This is a genomic window from Thermobacillus sp., assembly GCF_003390775.1.
Classification (GTDB): domain Bacteria; phylum Bacillota; class Bacilli; order Paenibacillales; family Paenibacillaceae; genus Thermobacillus; species Thermobacillus xylanilyticus.
This window is the reverse complement of record NZ_QEWA01000025.1, coordinates 1-20464: the sequence shown is the minus strand read 5'-3', so window position 1 is coordinate 20464 and position 20464 is coordinate 1. Positions and strand designations below refer to the sequence as shown.

The following is a 20464-nucleotide window of genomic DNA, read 5'->3' as shown; positions in this document are numbered from 1 at the left end:
CGTCAACAAAGAAGCGAACGGCCGCGGCTGCCGAACGGCCGCAGTTCGCGTCGGAGTTACTTATTCGACCCGCGCGGACAAGACTCCTGCTGTCCTCATGTATCAAAATTTGTCTGGCCGGGCAGCTTGCACCAGATGCGCCGCACGCCCGGCAGCGCCGTGAAACATACCGCCGCCGCGGCGCCGATGCCGTCGTTCAGCAGATCAAGCGAATCCGGCATCCTCCCGGCAACGAACGACTGGTGATACTCGTCCGTCACCCCGTAGAGCACGCAGACAAGGACGACCGCCGCTTTGACAAGCAGCCGCCGCGACGCGGCGCCGATCGCGAATTCGAACGTCAGCGCCAGAATGAAATAGGCGGCATAATGCCCCCAGTTGAAATCGGTCATGCCGGGAATGAACCTCTGAAACAGCGGCAACATGCCGTCCAGCTCATCAGCGGGCCGGGAGGACAGCGCATAGATGACCGCCATCCAGCCAACGGGCGCCAGCCAGCGCGCGGCGCGCCGCAGCCGCCGGCGCCGGATGTCCGCTTTGCCTTCGGAAGGAGCAGATCCCGCCATCAGGGCGCCCCCGCCGTGCCCGCCGGCCGGGCCGGATTCCGGATGCCCGGCTCCGCCGCGGGAACGTTCGCATCCGGAGATTTGCCGGCAGGCGCGCTCCGCTTGACCGATGCCGGCTTCCCGTCCCCGTTCGCCGCCTCCATCCGCGCTTCGACCGACAACCGGAACGCCTCCAGGAGCCGAATCGCTTCTTCCTCCGTCCGGCACTCCCACAGCCGGTTGAGCAGATCAATGCTGTCCGAGCGGTGCGTATGGAGCAGGTGCTCTTTGATCGGCAGGATGGAATGGGACGACATGCTGATGCTGTCCACGTCCAGTCCGAGCCAGATCGGCAGCGCGCGCGGATCGCCCGCCATCTCCCCGCAGACGCCGACATGGATGCCCCGGCGCTTCGCCGCATCCACCGTCATCCGCAGCATGCGGAGCACGGCGGGATGGAACGGCTGATACAGGCGCGAGATCCGCTCGTTCATCCGGTCGACCGCCAGGACGAACTGGATCAGATCGTTCGTGCCGATGCTGAAGAAATCGACCTCTTCCGCAAGCAGGTCGGCGATCGTGACGGCGGACGGAAGTTCGATCATGATGCCGCACGGCACATTCGGGTCGAACGTCACGCCTTCCGCCTGAAGCTCCCGCTTCGCTTCCTCCAGCAGCCGGTTGGCGGCGCGCACTTCCTCGACGGACGAGATGAGCGGATACATGATTTTGACCTTGCCGTACGCGCTGGCCCTGAGGATCGCCCGCAGCTGCGTCTTGAACAGATCCGGACGGTCCAGACAGATGCGAATCGCGCGGTAGCCGAGGAACGGGTTGTCCTCTTCCCCGATTTCGAAATAATCGAGGTTTTTGTCGCCGCCGATATCCAGCGTCCGTATGATGAGCGGCCGGCCGGCCAGCTTCTCCGCCACCGCCTTGTACACTTCGAACTGTTCGTCTTCGCCGGGAAACTGATGCCGGTCCATGTACAGAAACTCCGTCCGGAACAGCCCGACGCCGGCGGCGCCGGACTGCAGCGCCACCTCCAGTTCCTTCAGCGAGCTGATGTTCGCTTCCAGCGCGATCTCCTTGCCGTCCGGCGTGACGGAGCGGACGCCGGCCAGCCGGCGCAGCCGGCTGCGATGTTCGGTCTGCCGGCGCTGCTGCTCGGTGTAGATCCGGATCTGTTCCTCCGTCGGCCGGGGGATGACGATGCCGGTGTCACCGTCGATGATCATCATGTCGCCGGTCTCGGCCAGCGTCTCCAGCGGAACGTCCAGCCCGGTGACAAGCGGAAGGCCGAGCGCGCGCGCCATGATGGAGGCATGCGACGTCATGCTGCCGGTGATCGTCACGATGCCGAGCACATGCTGCGGATTGAGATGGACGAGCTGGGAAGGCGAAATTTCACGCGCCACAAGGATGAACGGCTGCGTGTCCGTCGGCAGCGAAATCTCCGGCATGCCGAGCAGATGCTTGAGCAGCCGGTTGCCCACGTCCTTGATGTCGAGCGCCCGCTCCTTCATGTATTCGTCGTCGAGGAGATCGAACATCGTCACGAAGTGGTCGATCGCTTCCTTGACCGCCGCTTCGGCCGCCTTGTACTGGCGCTTGATGATGCCCTGGATCTCGTTCATGAAGACCGGATCGTTCAGAATGGCCAGATGGGCGTCGAAGATACTCCGTTCCTCGCTGCCGACGACATCGGCAAGCTCGCCCTTGATCTGCTCGATTTCCCGCTTCGACGAACGGATGCCTTCGTACAGGCGCTCGAACTCCCGAGCGAGGTCCGTGACGTCGATCTTCTGGTCCGGCACGTCCCACTCCCAGTTCGGCAGAACGAACGCCTTGCCCATCGCAATGCCCGATGATGCGCCTACCCCTTGAATCATCGTCTCTCTCCTCCACCGTCTCTCTCTTCCAACACGACAGACATGACCGATGCCTGCCCCTTCTTGACGGCCGTATACGGGGCGAACACCCATGAACGGACGCGTTCCGGATTGGTGATGACCATCGGCGTGACCGGCGACTTGCCGGCGCTCCGGATATGCCCCAGATCAAACCGGAGCAGCAGCTGGCCGGGGACGACCGTATCGCCTTCTTTCACAAACATCAGAAAACCGGCGCCATTCAGTTCCATCGTGTCGATTCCGACATGCAGCAGCACCTCCAGCCCTTCCGGCGTGCGGATGCCGACGGCATGTTTCGCCGGATGGACATGGATGACGACCCCCCCGACAGGAGCCGCCGCCTCGCCGCGTTCCGGCACGAAGGCGACGCCGTTGCCGACCAGCCGGCCCGCGAAGATCGGATCGGGCACTTCGTCGAGCGGAATCATCCGTCCCTGGACGGGCGACTTGAACTGCACCCGCCTCAGGTCGCGCTTCATCACTTTCAGGATTTCCTCGCGGATCAGCTCGGAGAAGGTGCCGAACACGATCTGCACATTTCCGCCGCCCAGCCGGATGACGCCCGCCGCGCCGAGACTGCGGAGCGCCGGCACGTCAAGCTGCTTGTCGTCGTGCAGTTTCAGCCGGAGCCGCGTGATGCAGGCTTCCATCTGGATGATGTTGTCCTTGCCTCCGATCGCCTGCAGAATCAGCGGCGCGCGGTAAGGAATGTCTCCCGCCCATTCGTCAAGCGGCGAACCTTCCTCCCGTCCGGGCGTCGGGATGTCGAACCGCTGGATGGCCCAGCGGAACAGCCAATAATAGCCGATGCCGACGGCCAGACCGATCGGCAGCAGCATCCAGCCTTTCGTGGAGAGATGCAGGTTGATGAAAAAATCAAATGCGCCCGCGGAGAACGAAAAACCGTGCAGTATGCCGAGTTCGTAAGTCAGCCACATGATGAGTCCGGACAGAAAAGCATGCAGCACGAACAGATAAGGAGCCGCGAACATGAAGGCGAACTCGACCGGCTCCGTCACGCCCGTCAGAAACGAGGACAGGGCGGCGGATATGAACGTCTTTCTCACCTTCGGCTTCAGGTCTTCCCGCGCCTCGCGGATGATCGCCAGTGCGATCGCCGGCAGTCCGAACATCATGATCGGATACAGTCCGGCCATGTACGCGCCGGCCGAAGGATCGCCGGAAAAGTAGCGCGGAAGATCCCCGTATACGATCATGCCGGCTTCGGTCTCATAGGCGCCGACCTGGAACCAGAACGCGTGGCTGACGAGATGGTGAAGTCCGAAGGCGACAAGAATCCGGTAGGTGAATCCGAACAGAAAAACGCCGAACCCGCCGGCCGCTTTTGCCGCTTCGCCGAGAACGGCCATCCCGTCCTGGATCGGCGGCGCGATCTCGATCATGATGATCGAAAAGGCGAGCGAGACGAAACTGACGAACAGCGGCACGAACCGCGGCCCCCCGAAGAACTGCAGGTACTCGGGCAGGCGGAAATCCTTGAACTGTTCATAACTGTAACCGGCCGCGATGCCGATGACGACGCCGATCAGCACCGTCGGCTGAATGTCCAGTCCCGCGTACGAGCCGGTGACGGCCGTATAGATGAACATGCCCGCAAGCGCCGATACGCCGGCCGCCACGGCATTGCCGGTCATGCCGAGCGCGACGCCGAGCGCGAACAGATAGGGCAGTGCATGGAACAGAATTTCGCCGGCCTTGGTCAAATGACCGGCCATCGGCGACATGCCCCAGTCATCCCAGGGCAGCCCGCTCAGACTGAGGAAGACGGCTGCTGCCGGCAGCGCCATCATCGGGAGCATGAGCGCCCGACCGAATTGCTGCAGATTGCCGATAAGCTTCACGCCTTCTCCTCCTGCGCTACATAAGTCGCTGCATGGAACCCCGCGTATGCCGTCCGCGAGGCCTATTTCGATGGTACGCGTTCGCCCGCGGTTTGTCAAAAACAAAAAAGAGCGGACCTTGGAAGTCCGCCCTGCCATTGGCGATCAGAAGCTGTAGCGGTTCTGTTGACCGAATGCGCCGGCCTGGTAGCCGGTGTGCTGGATGACCGGACCATCCTGCTGACGGGCGTTCGTCGCACGGTAGACGGGATACTGTTGCTGCTGCGCGCCGAACGAAGACATGCCGGCCTGACCCGCAAAGTTTTGTTGCTGGAAGTTCTGCTGCACGCCCGCCTGATAGCCGGTGTGCTGGATGACCGGACCATCCTGCTGACGGGCGTTCGTCGCGCGGTAGACCGGATGCTGTTGCTGCTGCGCGCTGAACGAGGAAACCTGGAACGCACCGGCCTGTCCGGCGAAGGACTGTTGCCCGAACGACTGCTGCTGGCCGGCCTGATAACCGAGCTTCGCCGTCACCGGACCGGAAGCCGCCGAGCGCGACAGCTGCCCCTGATACTGGGATTGCACGAACCCGGCCGGCTGATAGCGGTGCTGACCGGCACCGAAAGACTGGCCGCTTTGGAACGAAGATTGGTTATACATTCGGCTGTTGCCTCCTAAGCGGAAGGTTAGTCTCCATGACGCCGGTAAGACGTCAGAAGCCAACTTTATTGTTGGAGGCGCGCGCCGCTTTTATCCGAACTCAGCGGTTGGTTTTCCCTTCCGGCAGCAGAATCGAATCCTCGACCTTGATGCAGCGGTCCATGATGACGTTCATGCCCGCCGCCTCCGCGATCCCGGCCGCTTCCTCGCTGACGATGCCGAGCTGCAGCCAGAGCGTCTTCGCGCCGATCTCGGCCGCTTCCCTGGCAACGTCGGCGCAATATTCGCTTCTCCGGAACACATTGACAAGATCGACGGGAAACGGAATGTCCTTGAGCGACTTGTAGCATTTCTCGCCCAGGATGGTGTCCGCGTTCGGATTTACCGGCACGATCCGGTATCCCTTCGCCTGCATCGCGGCGGCCACCATGTGGCTCGTCCGTTCGGGATTGTCGGACAGGCCGACGACGGCGATCGTGTCGGATTCTTCCAGAATGCGCTTGATCGTCTCCCGGTCAGGGTGCCGGTATGACATGGTCTCTCGCTCCTTTCGCTTAAGGCATCTCAACGCATCAGCCTTCGAGCCGCTCGATGCGGCCGCCGATGCCGGTCAGATGTTCGAAGAAATTCGGATAAGACTTCGCCACGTGATGCGTGTCGCGGATCACGATCGGCTCCTTCGCGCGCAGGCCGACAATGGAGAGCGCCATGATCACGCGGTGGTCGAAATGCGAGTCGATGACGGTGCCGCCCGCGACGCCTTCCGGCTTGCCGTGCACGATGATCTCGCTGCGGCGCTCCTCGACGTCGGCGCCCGCCTTGCGCAGCTCCGCCACGAAGTCGGAAATCCGGTCGCATTCCTTGTAGCGCAGATTCTCTACATTGTAGAAACGGGACGTGCCTTCCGCGAACACAGAGGCCGCGACCATCGCGAGCACGCCGTCGGTGAAGGCGTCGCCGTCGAATTCGCCAGCCTTGAGGATGCCATTTCCCTGGACGCGCACGCTGCCGTTAGCATGCGTCAGCGGCACATTCATCATCCGCAGCACGTCGACGACCGCCCGCTCGCCCTGCAGGCTGTCCTCCCGCAGCCGATGAACCGTGACGTCCGACTGCGTAACGGCGGCTGCGGCGAGAATGGCCGCCGAGCCGGGATAGTCGCCTTCCACGGTGTACGTCCGCGCCTGATAACGCTGGCCGCCCGGGATGCGGTAATGCATCAGGTCTTCGCTCGCCTCCACGGTGATGCCGGCTTGCTTCAGCACATCCAGCGTCTGTCTGACGACCACCTTCGATTTCAGTTCGTGCAGCACTTCGATCTCGCTGTCCTCGTCGAGCAGCGGCGTCAGGAACAGCAGGGCGCTCAGGTATTGCGAGCTGATCGCGCCGGAGACGCGGATCTTGCCGCCCTTCGGGTTCCCGCCGCGGATCGTGATCGGCAGCTTGCCGGCGTTGTGCTCGACCTGGACGCCGAGCTGGCCGAGCGCGCCGATCAGATCGTCATGCGGCCGTTGGCCGAGCGACTTCGGATAGGCGTTGACAAACGTCACTTCAGGCACGAGGGAAGCGACCGCCATCAGGAAGCGCAGCACGGCGCCCGCGTTGCCGACGTTCAGCTCCTTCACGTCCTTCGGCCGGCGGCCGAAGCCGGTGATCGACATCCGCTCTCCGTCTTCTTCCAGCACGGCGCCGAGATCCCGGATGCACCGGCGCATCGCGTCGCTGTCGTCGCTGCGGGCGGGATACAGAATCGTGCTCGTTCCCTCCGCCAGCGCGGCGGCCAGCATATAGCGCGTCGTATAGTTCTTCGAACTCAGCGCCTGAATTTCGCCCTTCAGCCCGGGCGTCGGCAGAATGCGGACATCCATCCGTTCTCTCCAGCTCCTTCTCCCTGTTCGGGTTATGTATTGACAGGCATATGCCCCGTCAGACGAAGATGCATCTTCCGGCGGCATAACCGGCGGCCGCCAGCAGCAGGGCGCAGACGAAAGTGCCAAGGCCGTATCCGGCGGCCGTTCTCCATCGTTTGGCCCGCAGCAATTCCGCCAGCTGCGCCATGACGGTCGAGAACGTCGTCAGCCCGCCGAGGAAGCCGGTGCCGACGAGCAGCTGCGCGGCGCGGTTTTCCGCCGTGAGCGGCAGGCCCAGCAGCAAACCGAGCGCGAACGTTCCGGCCAGATTGACGAGCAGCGTGCCGGCCCGAGACTGGCCCGTCCGCGCAATGAAGGCCCGCTGCACGGCGTACCGGAGCAGCGCGCCCGCGCCGCCGCCCAATGCGACCAGAAGGAAGGCGATCATGCGGCATCCTCCCGTGCGTTGCGGAATACGGCCTTTGCCAGCGCATATCCGGCCGATGCGGCGACGAGTCCCGCCGCGGCGGATGCGGCGGCATAGGCGAATGCCATTGCGGCGTAACCATCCGCCGCAAGCCGGACCGTCTCGACGCCGAATGCGGACAGCGTCGTGAAACCGCCCAGGAAGCCGGTGCTCAAGAATTCCCGCAGCGCTTCGGGCAGCGGACGGTTCGCGAGCAAGCCGCCGAGCAGGCCGATCAGCAGGCAGCCGGCGGCGTTCGCCGTGAACGTGGCGGAGGGAAACGCGCCGGATTCGGGCGCGCCCAGCACCAGCGCGACGGCGTACCGGGCAAGCGTGCCGATCGCACCGCCGGCCGCCACGCATGCAGCCGTCTTCATGCCGTCGCTTCCTTCACGGCTGCCAATATCCGATCGGCAACCTCGTCCGGCTTAAGACCGGTCGTGTCGATCTTGACGTGGGCGAAATCATACGCGTGCTTCCGCTCGGCCAGCAGCCGCCGCACCCGTTCCCCGACGTCTCCGCGCAGAAGCGGCCGCGAGCCGTCGCCCGACACGCGCTCGATGATCCGCTCGGGCGAAGCCGTAAGCGCCGCGACGAACCCCGAGCGCAACATCGCTTCGCGGTTCGCTTCGCGCAGCACGGCGCCGCCGCCCGTCGCCAGCACGAGCGGCCTGTCCGCCGCCATCAGCCGCGCCAGCACGGCGCTTTCCAGATCGCGGAAATGCGCTTCGCCTTTCGTGTCGAACAATTCGGCGATCGTGCATCCCGCTTCGCGCTCGACTTCTTCGTCGAGATCGACGCGCCCGAAGCCGAGCCGCTCGGCCAGCAGCCGCGCGACGGTCGATTTGCCCGTGCCCATGAAGCCGACGAGCACGATTTTGTCCGTTCGGGCCTTCACCCCGATCGTTCCCCCCGCTGCTCAGACTCGTGAACTCCAATGTTTTCATGATAACACAGCGGCCAAGGAGCGGACAACGCGGAAGGAGACACGCGAAGCGTTTCCCGCATGGCGTTCCCGCGCTGCGCGGCCCGGTCCTGCGGGCATAGTTCGGACGATCCGGTCGTATGGATGATAGCAGGGAATGAACGGGGGGATTCGCCATGCCGATCGCAGCGCCGCAGTCCGCCGGAAGCCGGATCGACCGGATTCGGGATCCGGCCCGTCCGGCATGCAGGGACGATCTGATCTGGCTGCTTCATGCAGTCAAGAAAAAAGTGGCCGACGGCGCTCCTGCCCTGCAGGAACTGCCGCGGCCACAGCTGATTGCGCTCTTCCGCGATTTCGCCGAGGCGGCGCTGGTGCTGCTTCACGGCCGGACCTGCACCGCCGATGAACTCGAGCGGGCGCGGCGCAGTCTGGCCGATGCCGTTGCCATGCTGTACGATTGACGCGTCAGTTGTTCAGCCAGTCGAAGTGGAACGTGCCTTCCTTGTCCACCCGCTGGAACGTATGCGCGCCGAAGTAGTCGCGCTGCGCCTGCAGCAGGTTGGCGGGCAGCCGCTCGCTGCGGTACGAGTCGTAGTACGCGAGCGCGCTGGCGAAAGCCGGCACCGGGATGCCGTGCATGACCGCCGTGGCCACCACTTCGCGCCATGCGTCCTGATAATTTTCGACGACCGATTTGAAATATTCGTCCAGCAACAGGTTGCTGAGGTTCGGGTTGCGGTCGTAGGCTTCCTTGATTTTGTGCAGGAACTGCGCGCGAATGATGCAGCCGCCGCGGAAGATCATCGCGATGTCGCCGCAGCGCAGATTCCAGCCGTACTCCTCCGAAGCGATGCGCATTTGGGCGAAGCCTTGCGCGTAGGAGCAGATCTTGCTCGCGTACAGCGCCTTGCGTACCGATTCGATGAACGCCTTCTTGTCCCCCGCAAACGGCTTCTTCTCCGGCCCCTTGAGCAGCTTGCTCGCGGCGACGCGTTCCTGCTTCATCGCCGAGAGGAAACGGGCGAAGACGGATTCGGTGATGATGGACAGCGGCACGCCGAGATCGAGCGCGCTCTGGCTTGTCCATTTGCCCGTGCCCTTCTGGCCCGCCGAGTCGAGGATGACGTCGACCATCGGCTTGCCCGTCTCCGGATCGTATTTCGCGAAGATCTCTTTCGTAATCTCGATCAGATAGCTGTCGAGCTCCCCTTCATTCCACTCCGCGAAAATCTTGTGCAATTCCTCGTTCGTCAGGCCGAGCACCGAGGTAAGCAGATGATACGCTTCGCAAATGAGCTGCATGTCGCCGTACTCGATGCCGTTGTGCACCATTTTCACGTAATGGCCGGCGCCGTCCGGACCGATATAGGTGCAGCAGGGCTCGCCGTTTACTTTCGCGGAAATGGCGGTGAGGATCGGTTCGACGAGCCTGTAGGCCGATTCCTGGCCGCCCGGCATGATCGCCGGACCTTTCAGCGCGCCTTCTTCCCCGCCCGACACGCCGGCGCCGATGAAGCGGATGCCTTTCGCTTCAAGCTCGCGGCTGCGGCGCTGCGTATCCGGGTAATGCGCGTTGCCGCCGTCGATGATGATGTCGCCTTCGTCCAGATGCGGCACGAGCGCGTTGATCGTTGCGTCGGTGCCCGCGCCGGCCTGCACCATGATCAGAATTTTCCGCGGCTTTTCAAGGGATTCGACGAACTCCTCGATCGTATATGTCGGGTTCAGATTGCGCCCGGGATTCTGGCTCATCACTTCGTCTGTCTTTTCACGCGACCGGTTGTAGATCGATACGGTAAAGCCCTTGCTCTCGATGTTGAGGGCAAGGTTGCGTCCCATGACGGCCATGCCGATGACGCCGATTTGTTGTTTTGCCATTTCCGAACGTCCCATCCTTTGCGCTCTTGAATTATTTAACGCCCCTATTTTACTCGTTTTGCAGGATTATGAAAACCTATAGATTTCTTCAATGCCCTTATGATCAAGCCGTTTATCCGCCGGACCTGAACGCGTCCAATTCGACGAAGGTGTCCGATACGCGTTCATACAGCCGCTTGAACATGCCGTGGATCCGGTCATACACGGGGACAAGCTCCGGATTCGGATCGCACCTGTCCGTCACCGCCGAAGCGGACGCCGCCGGATCCGGCAACAGGCCGAGCGCGTGCAGGGCGAGCCGGGCGGCGCCGACTCCCGACGCGTCCTCGCTGTCCGTGCGGACGACCGGCCGGCCGAGGATGTCGGCGATGAGCTGCCGCAGCGCCGCCGACCGGGCGAAGCCGCCGGACACCCGGATCTCCCGCAGCTCGCCCGCCAGGCCGGCAAGCGCGTCCGCCACCGAGCGCAGATGCAGCACGATGCCTTCCAGACCGGCGCGAAGCATGTGCCGGCGGTCATGTTCAAGCGACAGGCCGATGAAGGTGCCGCGCGCCCGCTCGTCCCAATGCGGCGCGCGTTCGCCTGACAGGTGCGGCAGGAACAACAGGCCGCCGGCACCGGGCGGCGCTTCCATCGCCAGTTCGACGAGACGGGCGTAGCCGTCATCAACGCCCGACAGATCGGGGGCAAGCTTGTCCCGCATCCAGCGGAAGACGACGCCGCCGCTGTTGACCGGCCCGCCGGCAATCCACCAGCCTTCCGCCAGCGGGTAGCAGAACAGCCGCCCGTGCGGATCGGCAGCCGGCCGCCGGACGGCGACGCGCACCGCGCCGCTCGTGCCGATCGTCATCGATGCAACGCCCGGCTCGAGCGCGCCGCCGCCGAGATTGGCCAGCGGTCCGTCGGCCGCTCCAAGCACGAAGGGCACGCCGGGATTCAGTCCGAGTTTGGCGGCCGTCTCGGGACGCAGGCCGCGCAGGACGTGCGTCGAGGCCCTGAGCTCCGGCAGCCGTTCCGGCCCGATGCCGGCGATTCGCATGGCCTTGTCGTCCCAATTCCGTTCATGCAGGTTGTAGAAGCCGGTGCCGCCCGCGGTCGACTCGTCCATCGGGACGGGACGCCCGAACCAGCGCTCCAGCACATATTCCTTGATGCCGATGAACCGCCCGGCGGAAGCGAACAGCTCCGGCTGCCGCTCGCGGAGCCAGAGCAGCTTCGCGAGCGGCGTCATGGCGTGCAGCGGCACGCCCGTGCGGGACGGAAGATCCGCCGCTTCCTCCGATCCGCGCAGCTTCCTCGCATGCCCGGCCGCGCGCAGGTCGGCCCAGGTCAGCACCCGCGTGAGCGCCTCTCCGTCTCCATCCGTGACAACCAGCGAATGCATCGCCGTGCTGAACGCGACGGCCAGCACCCCTTCCGGGCCGCATCCGGCCGCGTCGGCCGCCTCGCGCACCGCTTCGGCCGCCGCTTCGGCGATGCGGTCCGGATCCTGCTCCGCATATCCGGGCTCCTGCGACAGAAGCGGATATTCCCGTTCCGCCCTGGCCGCGATCACCGCCCGGCCGCCTCCGGCCAGGCTGCCGGCATCGATCGCCAGCACCTTGGCGCTGGTCGTGCCCAAATCGACGGCCAGCACGATTTTCCTACCTAGCCCGCTGTCGCTCAATCCGATGTCCTCCCCCGAACCTTCCGAATCGTCAGCCTTATTCTAGAGCATCCCGGTCTCCCGGCGCAACTTGACCGCCGGCCCGGCGGGGACGGACAGAAACAGGCTTCCCTTCCTCCGCGGCGGAGCAAGAGAAGCCTGTCAATCCGGCTTATTCCATTGACTTTCGATCATGCGCACATCCTTCCGCCCGTCACATTTCGAGCTGCAGCATCTCCGTGCGCATCTCCATCAGCCGCTTCTTGGATGCTTCGGCATCGGCGATGCGGCCTTCGGCCAGCGCTTCGTGCAGCACCGCCAACTCGTAATCGAGCTCAAGCCGCAGGACATGCACGCGCTCTTCCGCCCGCTTGTTCTGAAATGCGCGAATCATCTCTTCTGTCGTAACCGTCGTATTCTTCTGGTAGATGACGCGATGTTCCATACCCGACACCTCCACCGATCGGATGATTTCGCCAAACATGATGTCCTCGATTACGATGCGGCGGTCTTTGATCCGTTTGACGACGGCATGGCCGCGGGAATCATTGATCATGCGTTCCAGCAGTTCCGAAAGTCTCACGTCCCGAATCGTGTAGTCGCCGATCATCTTGTAGCAGTTCCGGATGCGCCGGAATCGCAGCTTGACCAGCCTGCGTCCGGTGCGGATCGAGATGAAGAACAGCCCGTTCGCCTCGCTCCAGAACAGGGAGTAGCCGGCCTGGATCAGCTCTCGGATCAGATCGTGAATCTTCCGCCGGTCGAACCGGATCTCCAGGTTGCAGTACTCCACCTCGTCGCTTTTGTTCACGGCGATCCCTCCCCTGCCCGAGAATCGGCGGAATGTTCTGAAATTTAAGTCTCACTTTCAGTTTATACTCCATTTTATGTTCTGGCAACTTGGTTTATTGACGAAAATTGAAGCGCAAATCCGCCGGTACACGTCCGAAACGGGGCATAAATTCAAAAGGCTTCCCGCCGCGCCGTTGAAAGCACGGAGGAAAGCCTTTGAATTCAGACAACCGGCTGCGGGCCGGCATCATCCCGGCGGTCTAGCGCGCGGAACCGCTCCAGCAGAAGCAAGGCGGCAATCGACAGCGCGCCGCTGGCAATGAGCGGCAGCGTCATCTCGATGCGGTACAGGAACGCGGCGATGAGCGGGCCCATGATGCGCCCGAGACTGTCCATCGATGAGCTGAGGCCGGATGCGACGCCTTGCTCGACCTTCGTGCGCTGCGTGATGAGCGAAGTGACGCACGGCCGGACGAGCGCGTTGCCTACGCCGAATATCGCGAGAAAGACCGTAGCCGTCCACAGCTCATGCGACGCGATCAGCAGGAAGAACCCGGCCGCCGAGATGAGCAGGCCCGCCGCGATCCAGGCCGGTTCCCGTCCCGGCTTGATCAGCCGGCGGACGACACCGCCCTGCACGATCGCACCGACGAGGCCGCAGACGAAGAACATGAGGCCGAACTGGGCCGGCGTGACATCGAACCGCTCCATGCCGAACCATTGCAGCGTCGATTCGATGCCCGCCAGCGAGAATGTGACGAAGAAGGCGAGCACGTACAAATATTTCAGTGGACCGGTGAACGCCGTCCAGCGCGAAGGACGTTTCTTCCCGACGCCGCGCCGCTCCGGCGGCAGCGATTCGCGCAACGTGTACAGTCCCGTGACGAACAGCAACGCCGACAGCGCCGACGCCGCGAAGAACGGCGTCTCGAGCGAGATGCTGCTGAGCAGTCCGCCGATTCCCGGACCGAACGTGAAGCCGAGACCGATCGACATGCCGACGAGTCCCATCCCGCGCGTGCGCTGCTCGGGCGGCGTAATGTCCGCCACATAGGCGACGATGACGGAGACGACCGCTCCGGAGAACAATCCGCCAAGCAGGCGCGCCGCATACATGAGCGGCAGATGGCCCGATGCCAGACCGAACAGGAGAAAGCTCGCCGAGAAGCCGAACACGCCGGTCAGGATGACCGGGCGGCGGCCGATCCTGTCGGACAGCGCGCCCCATGCGGGGGACAGCACAAACGAAACCAGGGAATACAGCGACAACATGAGCGCGTTATGATATTCCGCCCTGCCGGGATCAATGCTTTTCACCAGTTCCGGCATGACGGGAATGATGATGCCGAAGCCGATGAATACGGTCATGAGCACCAGCATGACCATCACGATTCGCCTGTCCATCTTGAACCGCTCCTTCCACCCGCTTATCGTACCATATCTTGTCCGCGCAGAAAAATGAACAAACTGCGACATCCCGCACCGCGCTTACAGTGCCGAAACCCGAGCTTGCATTCGCTACCCGTTTTGCTATACTCTAGCTTGTTTGACTTATATCGTGTGCAAGGAAAGGACGGGATGGGGCGTTGGATCAGTCATCCACCCCGCTGTTCACCGCGCTTCGGCGGCATGCCGAACGCAACCCGCTGCAATTTCACATTCCGGGCCACAAGAAAGGCAGGGGCAGCGACGAAGAATTCCGCGAGTTTCTCGGCGAGAACGCGCTGTCCATCGACCTGATCAACATCGCGCCGCTGGATGACCTGCACCAGCCGGCGGGCGTCATCGACGAAGCCCAGAAACTGGCGGCGGAAGCGTTCGGAGCGGATTATACCTTTTTCTCCGTGCAGGGAACGAGCGGGGCGATCATGACCATGATCTTGTCCGTCTGCTCGCCCGGCGACAAGATCATTGTGCCGCGCAACGTGCACAAATCGGTGTTGTCCGCGATCATTTTCGCCGGCGCCCGCCCGGTCTTCGTCTCTCCCGTCCGCGACGGGAATCTCGGCATCGACCACGGCATTACCACCAGCGCGGTGCGGCGCGCCCTTGAGCGCCATCCCGACGCGAAAGCGGTGCTCGTCATCAACCCGACCTACTTTGGCGTCTGCGCCAATCTGCGCGAAATTGTCGATCTCGTGCATTCCTACGATATCCCGGTGCTGGTCGACGAGGCGCACGGGGTGCTGATTCACTTCCACGACGAGCTGCCGATCTCCGCGATGCAGGCCGGCGCGGACATGGCTGCGACGAGCGTGCACAAGCTCGGCGGTTCGATGACGCAGAGCTCGATTCTGAACGTCAAGGGCACCCGCGTCAATCCGCACCGGATTCAGACGATTTTCAGCATGCTCACGACGACATCGACTTCGTATCTGCTGCTGGCATCGCTGGATACGGCGCGGCGCAATCTCGCGCTGAACGGCCGCGCGATGGCGGAGCATGCGATTTCGCTCGCCCGCTATGCCCGTCGGGAGATCAACGCCATCCCGGGACTGTATTGCTTCGGTGACGACATTCTGGGCGGCGAAGCGACGTACAGCTACGATCCGACGAAGATCACGATCCACGTCCGTCATCTCGGCATCACGGGCTACGACGTGGAGAACTGGCTGCGCGAGAAGCACCGCATCGAAGTCGAACTGAGCGACATGTACAACATTCTCGCGCTGATCACGCCCGGCGACACGAAGGAGACGGTCGACGCGCTGCTCCAAGCGCTGCGCGAAATGTCGGAGACGTTCTACCAGGTGAACGAGGCGAAGGAACTGGTCGTGAAAATACCGGAGATTCCGCAGCTCTCGCTTACGCCGCGCGACGCCTTCTACGCCGAGACGGAATCCGTGCCGCTTGCCGAATCGGCCGGCCGGATCATCGCCGAGTTCATCTACGTCTATCCGCCCGGCATTCCGATCCTGCTGCCCGGAGAAGTCATCTCCCAGGCGAACATCGATTACATCCTTGACCATCTCCATGTCGGCCTCCCGGTCAAAGGGCCGGAAGATCCGAGTCTGAACTGCGTCAAAGTGATTGTCGAAGAGACGCCGATCAGCTGATTCCGGGCGGTTTCCAGCCGAAGCCGGCGCTTGTTGTCAAGCGCCGGCTTCAGTGCTATCCTAGTTCTGGGAGGTGGCTTTGCAGGTGAGTCAAAGCGCTTACATCTATTTCGTGGAAGGCTCCGCCGTCGAGCAGCTGACGCTGGACGGCGTGAAGGAACAGTTGCAGCGATATCGGGAACAGACCGCGCTGACCGGCCGTCAGTTGGGCTGGGAGTACGCGGACGCCGCCTTCCCGTACACGATCGAGACCAAGGAAGGCGAACCGTGGTTCTACCTGAAAGGTACGGACTCGCACTATCGCTACATCGTGTTCGGCGTCGGGCAGACGGAGCGCGGCGATCGCACGGTTCACTATGTGCAGGTCGTGTTGCCGGACGATGCGACGCACGGCGACAAGGGGAAAGCGAACGAGTTGTGCAAATATCTGGCCAAACATTTGCAGGCCGAGCTGAAATTGTTCAACGGCCGCACCATCTACTACAACCCGCGGAAATAAGCCGTCCGTTCGGCGGACGCATCCGTTGGGCGTGCACGTAAAAACGGCCGGCCATCGATGTTCGATGACCGGCCTTCTTGCCGGAGTTCAAGATCAACCCTGGTCTTCCTGGCTGGCGATCTCCTCGTAAATCCTTGCAACGCGCTCCCATTCTTCGTCGTCTTCAATGCCGACGAGGAACATTTCATCATTCTCTTCCTCGATCCGGAAGATGACGCCGTCCGCTTCCGGGTCATTCCGATCCAGCAGCACGGCATAGGCCGAACCTTCCGAATCGAACGTGTACACCATGATCATCTCGTGTTCGCGGCCATCTTCGTCCGTTACGATGAACACGGGATCGTGTTCGTGATCATGCTCGTGGTCATGGCCGCAACCGCAAGCATGGTCATGCGAATGTTCGCTCATCGACAACCCTCATTTCGGATATCATATGCCATCAAACGTATCGTACCATGCCTCAAGCCGCCGGGTCAAACGACAAGCGCTCCGCGAACGGAGCGCCTGTGCCGCATCATGGAGTGCGGTCATTTGGAGAATATCAGTTTTTCGGAAACGAGCGTCCATTCGCTGCTCTTCCCGGGCATCATGTACATGCGCACTTTGTACTCGCCTTCGGAGCCGAATTTGTACTTCAGCTCTTTCGTGCGGAGTTGAAAGATGCTCAGGTTTTCGGGATTGCTCTCGTAGTAAAACTCCTTGGCCGTATTGCCCGGATCCACAATTTCCATCTTGGCGGCCGAGATCGGCGTATTCAGGCTGTCACCGTGCACCAGCACATAAAAGGTTACCGTGCTGCCCTTCTCGACGGCCTGGAAAGGATATACGCCGCTCGAGTTCACGCTCATGGTCATCATGTGGATGTTCGGCTTGTTGATATTGACCTGCTTGTTGTCGCCCCAGGAAATAAATGCATTCAACGTGTCGGCCAACTGCCTGATCGGCAGAAACGTCGTTCCGTCCACCACGATGCCCGTTTCGCTCAGGGTCGAGCCGTTCACCGAAACTTTGATTCTCTGGCTGACCGTGTCCGCGAATATCATGCTGCCTCCCCATAAGGACAGCAGGATTACGGATATGAGCACCTTCTTGAATCTCATGCGCATGAACCCTCCGTCAGCATTTCCTTGGATGTATAGTTATACTCGACCAGTTGTCCAAAGTTGCGGGGCGTCATGCGAACAATTTTTCGGCTGTCCTTCTGTCGTCTCTTGTCGCGATTTGCGCTCGCCCGGGAAATATGCATGCGCGCACGAGAGATTCATTGCACGGTGAGGGTCAGAATGCAGGGCACGCCTTTGCCGACAGCCCCGGGTTCCCGCATGCGCAGCTGGTACCGGATGCCGCGCGGGCAGGGTGTCGGACACGCTTCACAGGTTTCGGACAGCACGATGCTCATGCGGACGGCGGGGTGGTCAGACCGCTGATTTGCCCGTTTTTTTCCGCTTTGGCCTTGCTCATGGGCAGGACTCCTCCGCGAAAATCCGCCCCAAGCGCCCGCCTCCGCGCATGCGCGAATGCCCGGTTGTGCAGAATTTGTTCAGCCTCTTTCCTTACAGTAAAAAAAATGATAAAGTTTGAACAAACGTACCCGGAAGGGAGTTCCGTTATTGGATATTTTGATGCTCGGAACCGGAAATGCGTTTGCCAAGAAGTACTACAACAACAATGCATTGCTCTACCAGAACGGGTTCACGCTGTTGATCGATTGCGGCATCACCGCACCGCTCTCGCTTCACCAAATCGGCCAGCCGCTTGACGGCATCGATGCTGCCCTGATCACCCATATTCACGCCGATCACATCGGCGGACTGGAAGAATTCGCGTTCCGCATGAAATTCCAATATGGCGAACGGCCGGTCTTGTATGTACCCGACAAACTGGCCGCACCGCTGTGGGATCACTCCCTCAGAGGAGGTCTGTGGCAGGAACAATCGCAGAAGCTCGAAGATTATTTCGAAGTGCGACGGATCCGCGAAGGCGTTCCGGCCGTTCTGCACGACGGCCTGACCGTCGAGATCATTCGCACGGAGCATATTCCGGGCAAAATCAGCTATTCGCTGCTGTTCAACAACAGCTTCTTCTATACAGCCGACATGCGGTTCCATCCCGAGCTCGTGACGGATCTGGTGCGGAACCGCGGCTGCGTCGTCTTCCACGATTGCCAGTTTGTCACGCCGGGCGCGGTCCACGCCACGCTGGAGGAACTGCTGACGCTGCCCGAAGATGTACAATCGAAGATTTACCTCATGCACTACGCGGACGACAAGGACCGCTACGAGGGCCGCACTGGCCGGATGAAGTTCATCGAACAACATGTCCGATACACGATTGCGAACGGCAAAGTCGAGCCCTCGACTTCCTCCCGCCCGTAACACGGCGAAAAGCCTCCGGCCGACGATTGGCAGCCGGAGGCTTTTCCGCGTTTCAGAACAACGGCAGATTGTCGAGGTTGTTGGCGGGGTCTCCGTCGGCATCGCCGCGGATATACATCTCGCCGTCCCTTCCCTTGAACACATTTGCGCCTTTGATCCGGCCTTCCTGAACTTCGCGGAGCGCCTGTTCGTAATTCAGTTCCCGACCCGTCGAGGTGCGGAAAGCCGTAATATCGCCGTCGCCGTTCTTGCGCACGGCCGTAAACGTCTCCCGTTCCGTCATCACCGTCTCGCTCCTTGTCCATGCGGGGGGCCGAATCGCTGCCGCCCCGTCAGCCATCCTGTCTGGAAGTCAGTATGCCCGCGACGGTCGTTCATTAATCCGGAGGCGATCCGACGAAAGGATTTACCGAAAAATTTTTTTGATTTTGGGGTGTCAAGCGTCTGTGAAAATGTCAGGTTAACTGTTCGTTCTATGAAAATGTCAGGGATGAAGCCGATTAAACAACCGCCGTCCTCTTGCAGACTAGCCGGATGCTGTGCTACGCTGTAACTGCTTGCTGGAGAATGGTTTTCTCCAGGGATGCTTTGCAGCGGGCTTGCGGGGGGACGCAGGCGCCGCTTCTTTTTTGGCCGTTGTTGGCGCCGGGGTCTGTGTGGCCTGCGTCTCCACACAAGGCCAGGCCCGCCCTTGATCCCACAGCCACACTTGTCCATCCATGCTACACGCACTTCGACGACGCTCTTCGCTTCCCAGCGCGGAACACCGGGGACGGGCTTTGGCATGTAGCATTTCCCTTTCCAGGAGAACGTCTGCCCGCCGCTGATTCGCCGGTATTGCCGCCGGGCGAAGATGTGCTCCAGGGGTGTTTCGGGCAGCGGACGGTAGGCCGGTTCGGCATTTTGTGGTGCGACAGCGAACTGGCGGTTGTGCTTGGCGATGAGTTCCGGTAACACGCGATTGGCTTCCTCCATCGTGCACACGTCGCGCAAGCGCAATTCAATCACCAGGCGGTCCTGGAACGTTTGCCAGAGCCGTTCGATCCGCCCTTTGGCCTGAGGAGACAGCGCCTTGATATGGGTAATGCCCAGATCGGCGAGGGCCTGTCCGAAGGTGGAAAGCGACGGCGGCTCACCGGCCAATTCCTGCTCGAGGGTCGGCTTGCCCTTGGGCGGGTGAAAAATGGAGTTGGTCGCTGTAGAGCGCAAGCGGTACGCCTTTGCGCCTAAGCCCCTCGATCTTGACGGTCACGTAGCCCTCCAGTGTTTCGGTCGGGCGGAAGGTGGCCGCGATGACTTCCCCGGTGGCGTCATCGATGATGCCGTGCAGGGTGAGCATGGGACCGCGATCCTCCAGCCAGGCATAGGGAGAAGCATCGATCTGCCACAGCATGCCCGCCTGAGGTTTGCGGGGCCGGGGTCGGTGAGCCTTCGGACGACGGCGCAGCCGCGCGGGACGCAACCCGCCTTCCAGCAGAATGCGGCGGACCGAAGAGACGCTTAAATGGATGTTTTCGTGTTCGGCCAACAGCTCGGCAAAGTGGGTGGCATTGCTTCCGAAGTAGCGCTCCTGATACAAGAGCATAACACGTTGTTTAAGCGAATCGGCCAAGGTATGAGCGGGCTTACGGCCCCGATTCCCATGAGCGATGGCTTGTGCACCTCCGTGACGATATTTGGCCTTGAGCCGATACGCTTGCCGAATACTGATGCCAAGAATGCGCGCGACATCCTGTTCCGCGAGACGGCCATCGATCCATTTTTCAAGAACCATAACGCGTTTCAGTTCACTCTTCGTCAAGGTGATCTGCTCCTTGCTCATACTGACATTTTCTCGGATCAGTTACACCCTGACAATATCACAGAACAACAACGGCCCGGGCGGCGTTAGAGTAAAATTTGTGTTGGGGTAAAGATTGGAAAAAGCGGGCATAGAAAGAGAGCCTCTCCTTTGGTAGAGTAGAATTTGGCAAAAAACACACACTCAAAGGAGGAGGCTCCTGTGCAGCACTT

The 20464-nt window shown here is 61.7% G+C and carries 20 protein-coding genes and 1 pseudogene; 4 read left to right on the top strand and 17 right to left on the bottom strand.

What is annotated here, in order from left to right; translation table 11 throughout:
* Nucleotides 1-95: 95 nt before the first annotated feature.
* The 9 genes from C6W55_RS02880 to C6W55_RS02840 form a co-directional block, all read right to left on the bottom strand.
* Nucleotides 96-566, bottom strand: coding sequence for a VanZ family protein (locus tag C6W55_RS02880; protein WP_015255085.1), 471 nt, complete (start codon nt 564-566; stop codon nt 96-98).
* Nucleotides 566-2437, bottom strand: a complete 1872-nt coding sequence (ptsP, locus tag C6W55_RS02875) for a phosphoenolpyruvate--protein phosphotransferase (RefSeq protein ID WP_286891372.1) — start codon at nt 2435-2437, stop codon at nt 566-568. Before ptsP ends, C6W55_RS02880 begins: the two co-directional genes overlap by 1 nt.
* Nucleotides 2434-4278: a PTS sugar transporter subunit IIABC gene (locus C6W55_RS02870; RefSeq protein ID WP_052835983.1), complete on the bottom strand. Its 1845-nt coding sequence runs from the start codon at nt 4276-4278 to the stop codon at nt 2434-2436. Before C6W55_RS02870 ends, ptsP begins: the two co-directional genes overlap by 4 nt.
* 186 nt (nt 4279-4464) lie before the next feature.
* Entirely contained in the window at nt 4465-4962 is a 498-nt protein-coding gene (locus tag C6W55_RS02865) for a hypothetical protein (protein ID WP_015255088.1), read from the bottom strand.
* Between the two features lie 100 nt (nt 4963-5062).
* The gene (locus tag C6W55_RS02860; RefSeq protein WP_015255089.1) at nt 5063-5497 is read right to left on the bottom strand and encodes a CoA-binding protein; all 435 of its coding nucleotides are present in this window, start codon (nt 5495-5497) and stop codon (nt 5063-5065) included.
* 37 nt (nt 5498-5534) lie between these two features.
* Nucleotides 5535-6830, bottom strand: a complete 1296-nt coding sequence (aroA, locus tag C6W55_RS02855; RefSeq protein WP_286891371.1) for a 3-phosphoshikimate 1-carboxyvinyltransferase — start codon at nt 6828-6830, stop codon at nt 5535-5537.
* Nucleotides 6831-6888: 58 nt separating this feature from the next.
* The gene (locus C6W55_RS02850) at nt 6889-7260 is read right to left on the bottom strand and encodes a FluC/FEX family fluoride channel (RefSeq protein ID WP_286891368.1); all 372 of its coding nucleotides are present in this window, start codon (nt 7258-7260) and stop codon (nt 6889-6891) included.
* Nucleotides 7257-7655 (bottom strand): fluoride efflux transporter FluC, encoded by a 399-nt coding sequence (locus C6W55_RS02845; protein WP_015255092.1) that lies wholly within the window; start codon nt 7653-7655, stop codon nt 7257-7259. The genes C6W55_RS02850 and C6W55_RS02845 overlap by 4 nt, the downstream gene beginning before the upstream one ends.
* Entirely contained in the window at nt 7652-8176 is a 525-nt protein-coding gene (locus C6W55_RS02840) for a shikimate kinase (RefSeq protein WP_286891366.1), read from the bottom strand. The genes C6W55_RS02845 and C6W55_RS02840 overlap by 4 nt, the downstream gene beginning before the upstream one ends.
* A gap of 203 nt (nt 8177-8379) precedes the next feature.
* Between C6W55_RS02840 and C6W55_RS02835 the strand changes: the two genes are divergently transcribed.
* The gene (locus C6W55_RS02835; RefSeq protein ID WP_015255094.1) at nt 8380-8667 is read left to right on the top strand and encodes a hypothetical protein; all 288 of its coding nucleotides are present in this window, start codon (nt 8380-8382) and stop codon (nt 8665-8667) included.
* A gap of 4 nt (nt 8668-8671) precedes the next feature.
* Here C6W55_RS02835 and gndA read toward each other — a convergent pair whose 3' ends face one another.
* The 4 genes from gndA to C6W55_RS02815 form a co-directional block, all read right to left on the bottom strand.
* Nucleotides 8672-10084 carry an NADP-dependent phosphogluconate dehydrogenase gene (gene gndA / locus C6W55_RS02830; RefSeq protein WP_015255095.1) on the bottom strand — a complete coding sequence of 471 codons (1413 nt, stop codon included), beginning with the start codon at nt 10082-10084 and terminating at the stop codon, nt 8672-8674.
* Between the two features lie 112 nt (nt 10085-10196).
* On the bottom strand, nt 10197-11750 hold the full coding sequence (locus tag C6W55_RS02825; protein ID WP_286891364.1) for a gluconokinase: 1554 nt from the start codon (nt 11748-11750) through the stop codon (nt 10197-10199).
* A 193-nt stretch (nt 11751-11943) separates the two neighbouring features.
* Nucleotides 11944-12540, bottom strand: a complete 597-nt coding sequence (locus C6W55_RS02820) for a hypothetical protein (protein WP_286891362.1) — start codon at nt 12538-12540, stop codon at nt 11944-11946.
* Between the two features lie 203 nt (nt 12541-12743).
* Complete coding sequence (locus tag C6W55_RS02815; RefSeq protein ID WP_015255098.1) at nt 12744-13925, bottom strand: tetracycline resistance MFS efflux pump; 1182 nt, start codon at nt 13923-13925, stop codon at nt 12744-12746.
* Nucleotides 13926-14107: 182 nt separating this feature from the next.
* Here C6W55_RS02815 and C6W55_RS02810 point away from each other — a divergent pair, with 182 nt between their 5' ends.
* Together C6W55_RS02810 and C6W55_RS02805 are read left to right on the top strand one after the other, a co-directional pair.
* The gene (locus C6W55_RS02810) at nt 14108-15577 is read left to right on the top strand and encodes an aminotransferase class I/II-fold pyridoxal phosphate-dependent enzyme (RefSeq protein WP_286891360.1); all 1470 of its coding nucleotides are present in this window, start codon (nt 14108-14110) and stop codon (nt 15575-15577) included.
* An 85-nt stretch (nt 15578-15662) separates the two neighbouring features.
* Nucleotides 15663-16076, top strand: a complete 414-nt coding sequence (locus tag C6W55_RS02805) for a DUF1885 family protein (RefSeq protein WP_286891359.1) — start codon at nt 15663-15665, stop codon at nt 16074-16076.
* A gap of 93 nt (nt 16077-16169) precedes the next feature.
* Here the strand turns inward: C6W55_RS02805 and C6W55_RS02800 are convergent, their stop codons facing one another.
* Nucleotides 16170-16484: a DUF1292 domain-containing protein gene (locus C6W55_RS02800; protein WP_286891358.1), complete on the bottom strand. Its 315-nt coding sequence runs from the start codon at nt 16482-16484 to the stop codon at nt 16170-16172.
* A gap of 119 nt (nt 16485-16603) precedes the next feature.
* Nucleotides 16604-17176, bottom strand: coding sequence for a stalk domain-containing protein (locus C6W55_RS02795; protein WP_286891357.1), 573 nt, complete (start codon nt 17174-17176; stop codon nt 16604-16606).
* A gap of 510 nt (nt 17177-17686) precedes the next feature.
* Between C6W55_RS02795 and C6W55_RS02790 the strand changes: the two genes are divergently transcribed.
* Complete coding sequence (locus C6W55_RS02790) at nt 17687-18451, top strand: MBL fold metallo-hydrolase (protein ID WP_286891356.1); 765 nt, start codon at nt 17687-17689, stop codon at nt 18449-18451.
* A 52-nt stretch (nt 18452-18503) separates the two neighbouring features.
* Here the strand turns inward: C6W55_RS02790 and C6W55_RS02785 are convergent, their stop codons facing one another.
* A complete protein-coding gene (locus C6W55_RS02785; protein WP_286891419.1) occupies nt 18504-18734 on the bottom strand; it encodes a DUF3892 domain-containing protein in 231 nt (76 codons plus the stop codon).
* 243 nt (nt 18735-18977) lie between these two features.
* A pseudogene (locus tag C6W55_RS18235) lies at nt 18978-20252 on the bottom strand (ISNCY family transposase).
* Between the last annotated feature and the right edge of the window lie 212 nt (nt 20253-20464).

Coding starts and splice junctions, on each gene's coding strand:
- C6W55_RS02815 (WP_015255098.1), bottom strand. CDS start 13,925: ATGGACAGGCGAATCGTGATGGTCATGCTGGTGCTCATGACCGTATTC.
- gndA (WP_015255095.1), bottom strand. CDS start 10,084: ATGGCAAAACAACAAATCGGCGTCATCGGCATGGCCGTCATGGGACGC.
- C6W55_RS02860 (WP_015255089.1), bottom strand. CDS start 5,497: ATGTCATACCGGCACCCTGACCGGGAGACGATCAAGCGCATTCTGGAA.
- C6W55_RS02870 (WP_052835983.1), bottom strand. CDS start 4,278: ATGCTCCCGATGATGGCGCTGCCGGCAGCAGCCGTCTTCCTCAGTCTG.
- C6W55_RS02865 (WP_015255088.1), bottom strand. CDS start 4,962: ATGTATAACCAATCTTCGTTCCAAAGCGGCCAGTCTTTCGGTGCCGGT.
- C6W55_RS02845 (WP_015255092.1), bottom strand. CDS start 7,655: ATGAAGACGGCTGCATGCGTGGCGGCCGGCGGTGCGATCGGCACGCTT.
- C6W55_RS02795 (WP_286891357.1), bottom strand. CDS start 17,176: ATGAGATTCAAGAAGGTGCTCATATCCGTAATCCTGCTGTCCTTATGG.
- C6W55_RS02850 (WP_286891368.1), bottom strand. CDS start 7,260: ATGATCGCCTTCCTTCTGGTCGCATTGGGCGGCGGCGCGGGCGCGCTG.
- C6W55_RS02880 (WP_015255085.1), bottom strand. CDS start 566: ATGGCGGGATCTGCTCCTTCCGAAGGCAAAGCGGACATCCGGCGCCGG.
- aroA (WP_286891371.1), bottom strand. CDS start 6,830: ATGGATGTCCGCATTCTGCCGACGCCCGGGCTGAAGGGCGAAATTCAG.
- C6W55_RS02800 (WP_286891358.1), bottom strand. CDS start 16,484: ATGAGCGAACATTCGCATGACCATGCTTGCGGTTGCGGCCATGACCAC.
- C6W55_RS02835 (WP_015255094.1), top strand. CDS start 8,380: ATGCCGATCGCAGCGCCGCAGTCCGCCGGAAGCCGGATCGACCGGATT.
- C6W55_RS02785 (WP_286891419.1), bottom strand. CDS start 18,734: ATGACGGAACGGGAGACGTTTACGGCCGTGCGCAAGAACGGCGACGGC.
- ptsP (WP_286891372.1), bottom strand. CDS start 2,437: ATGATTCAAGGGGTAGGCGCATCATCGGGCATTGCGATGGGCAAGGCG.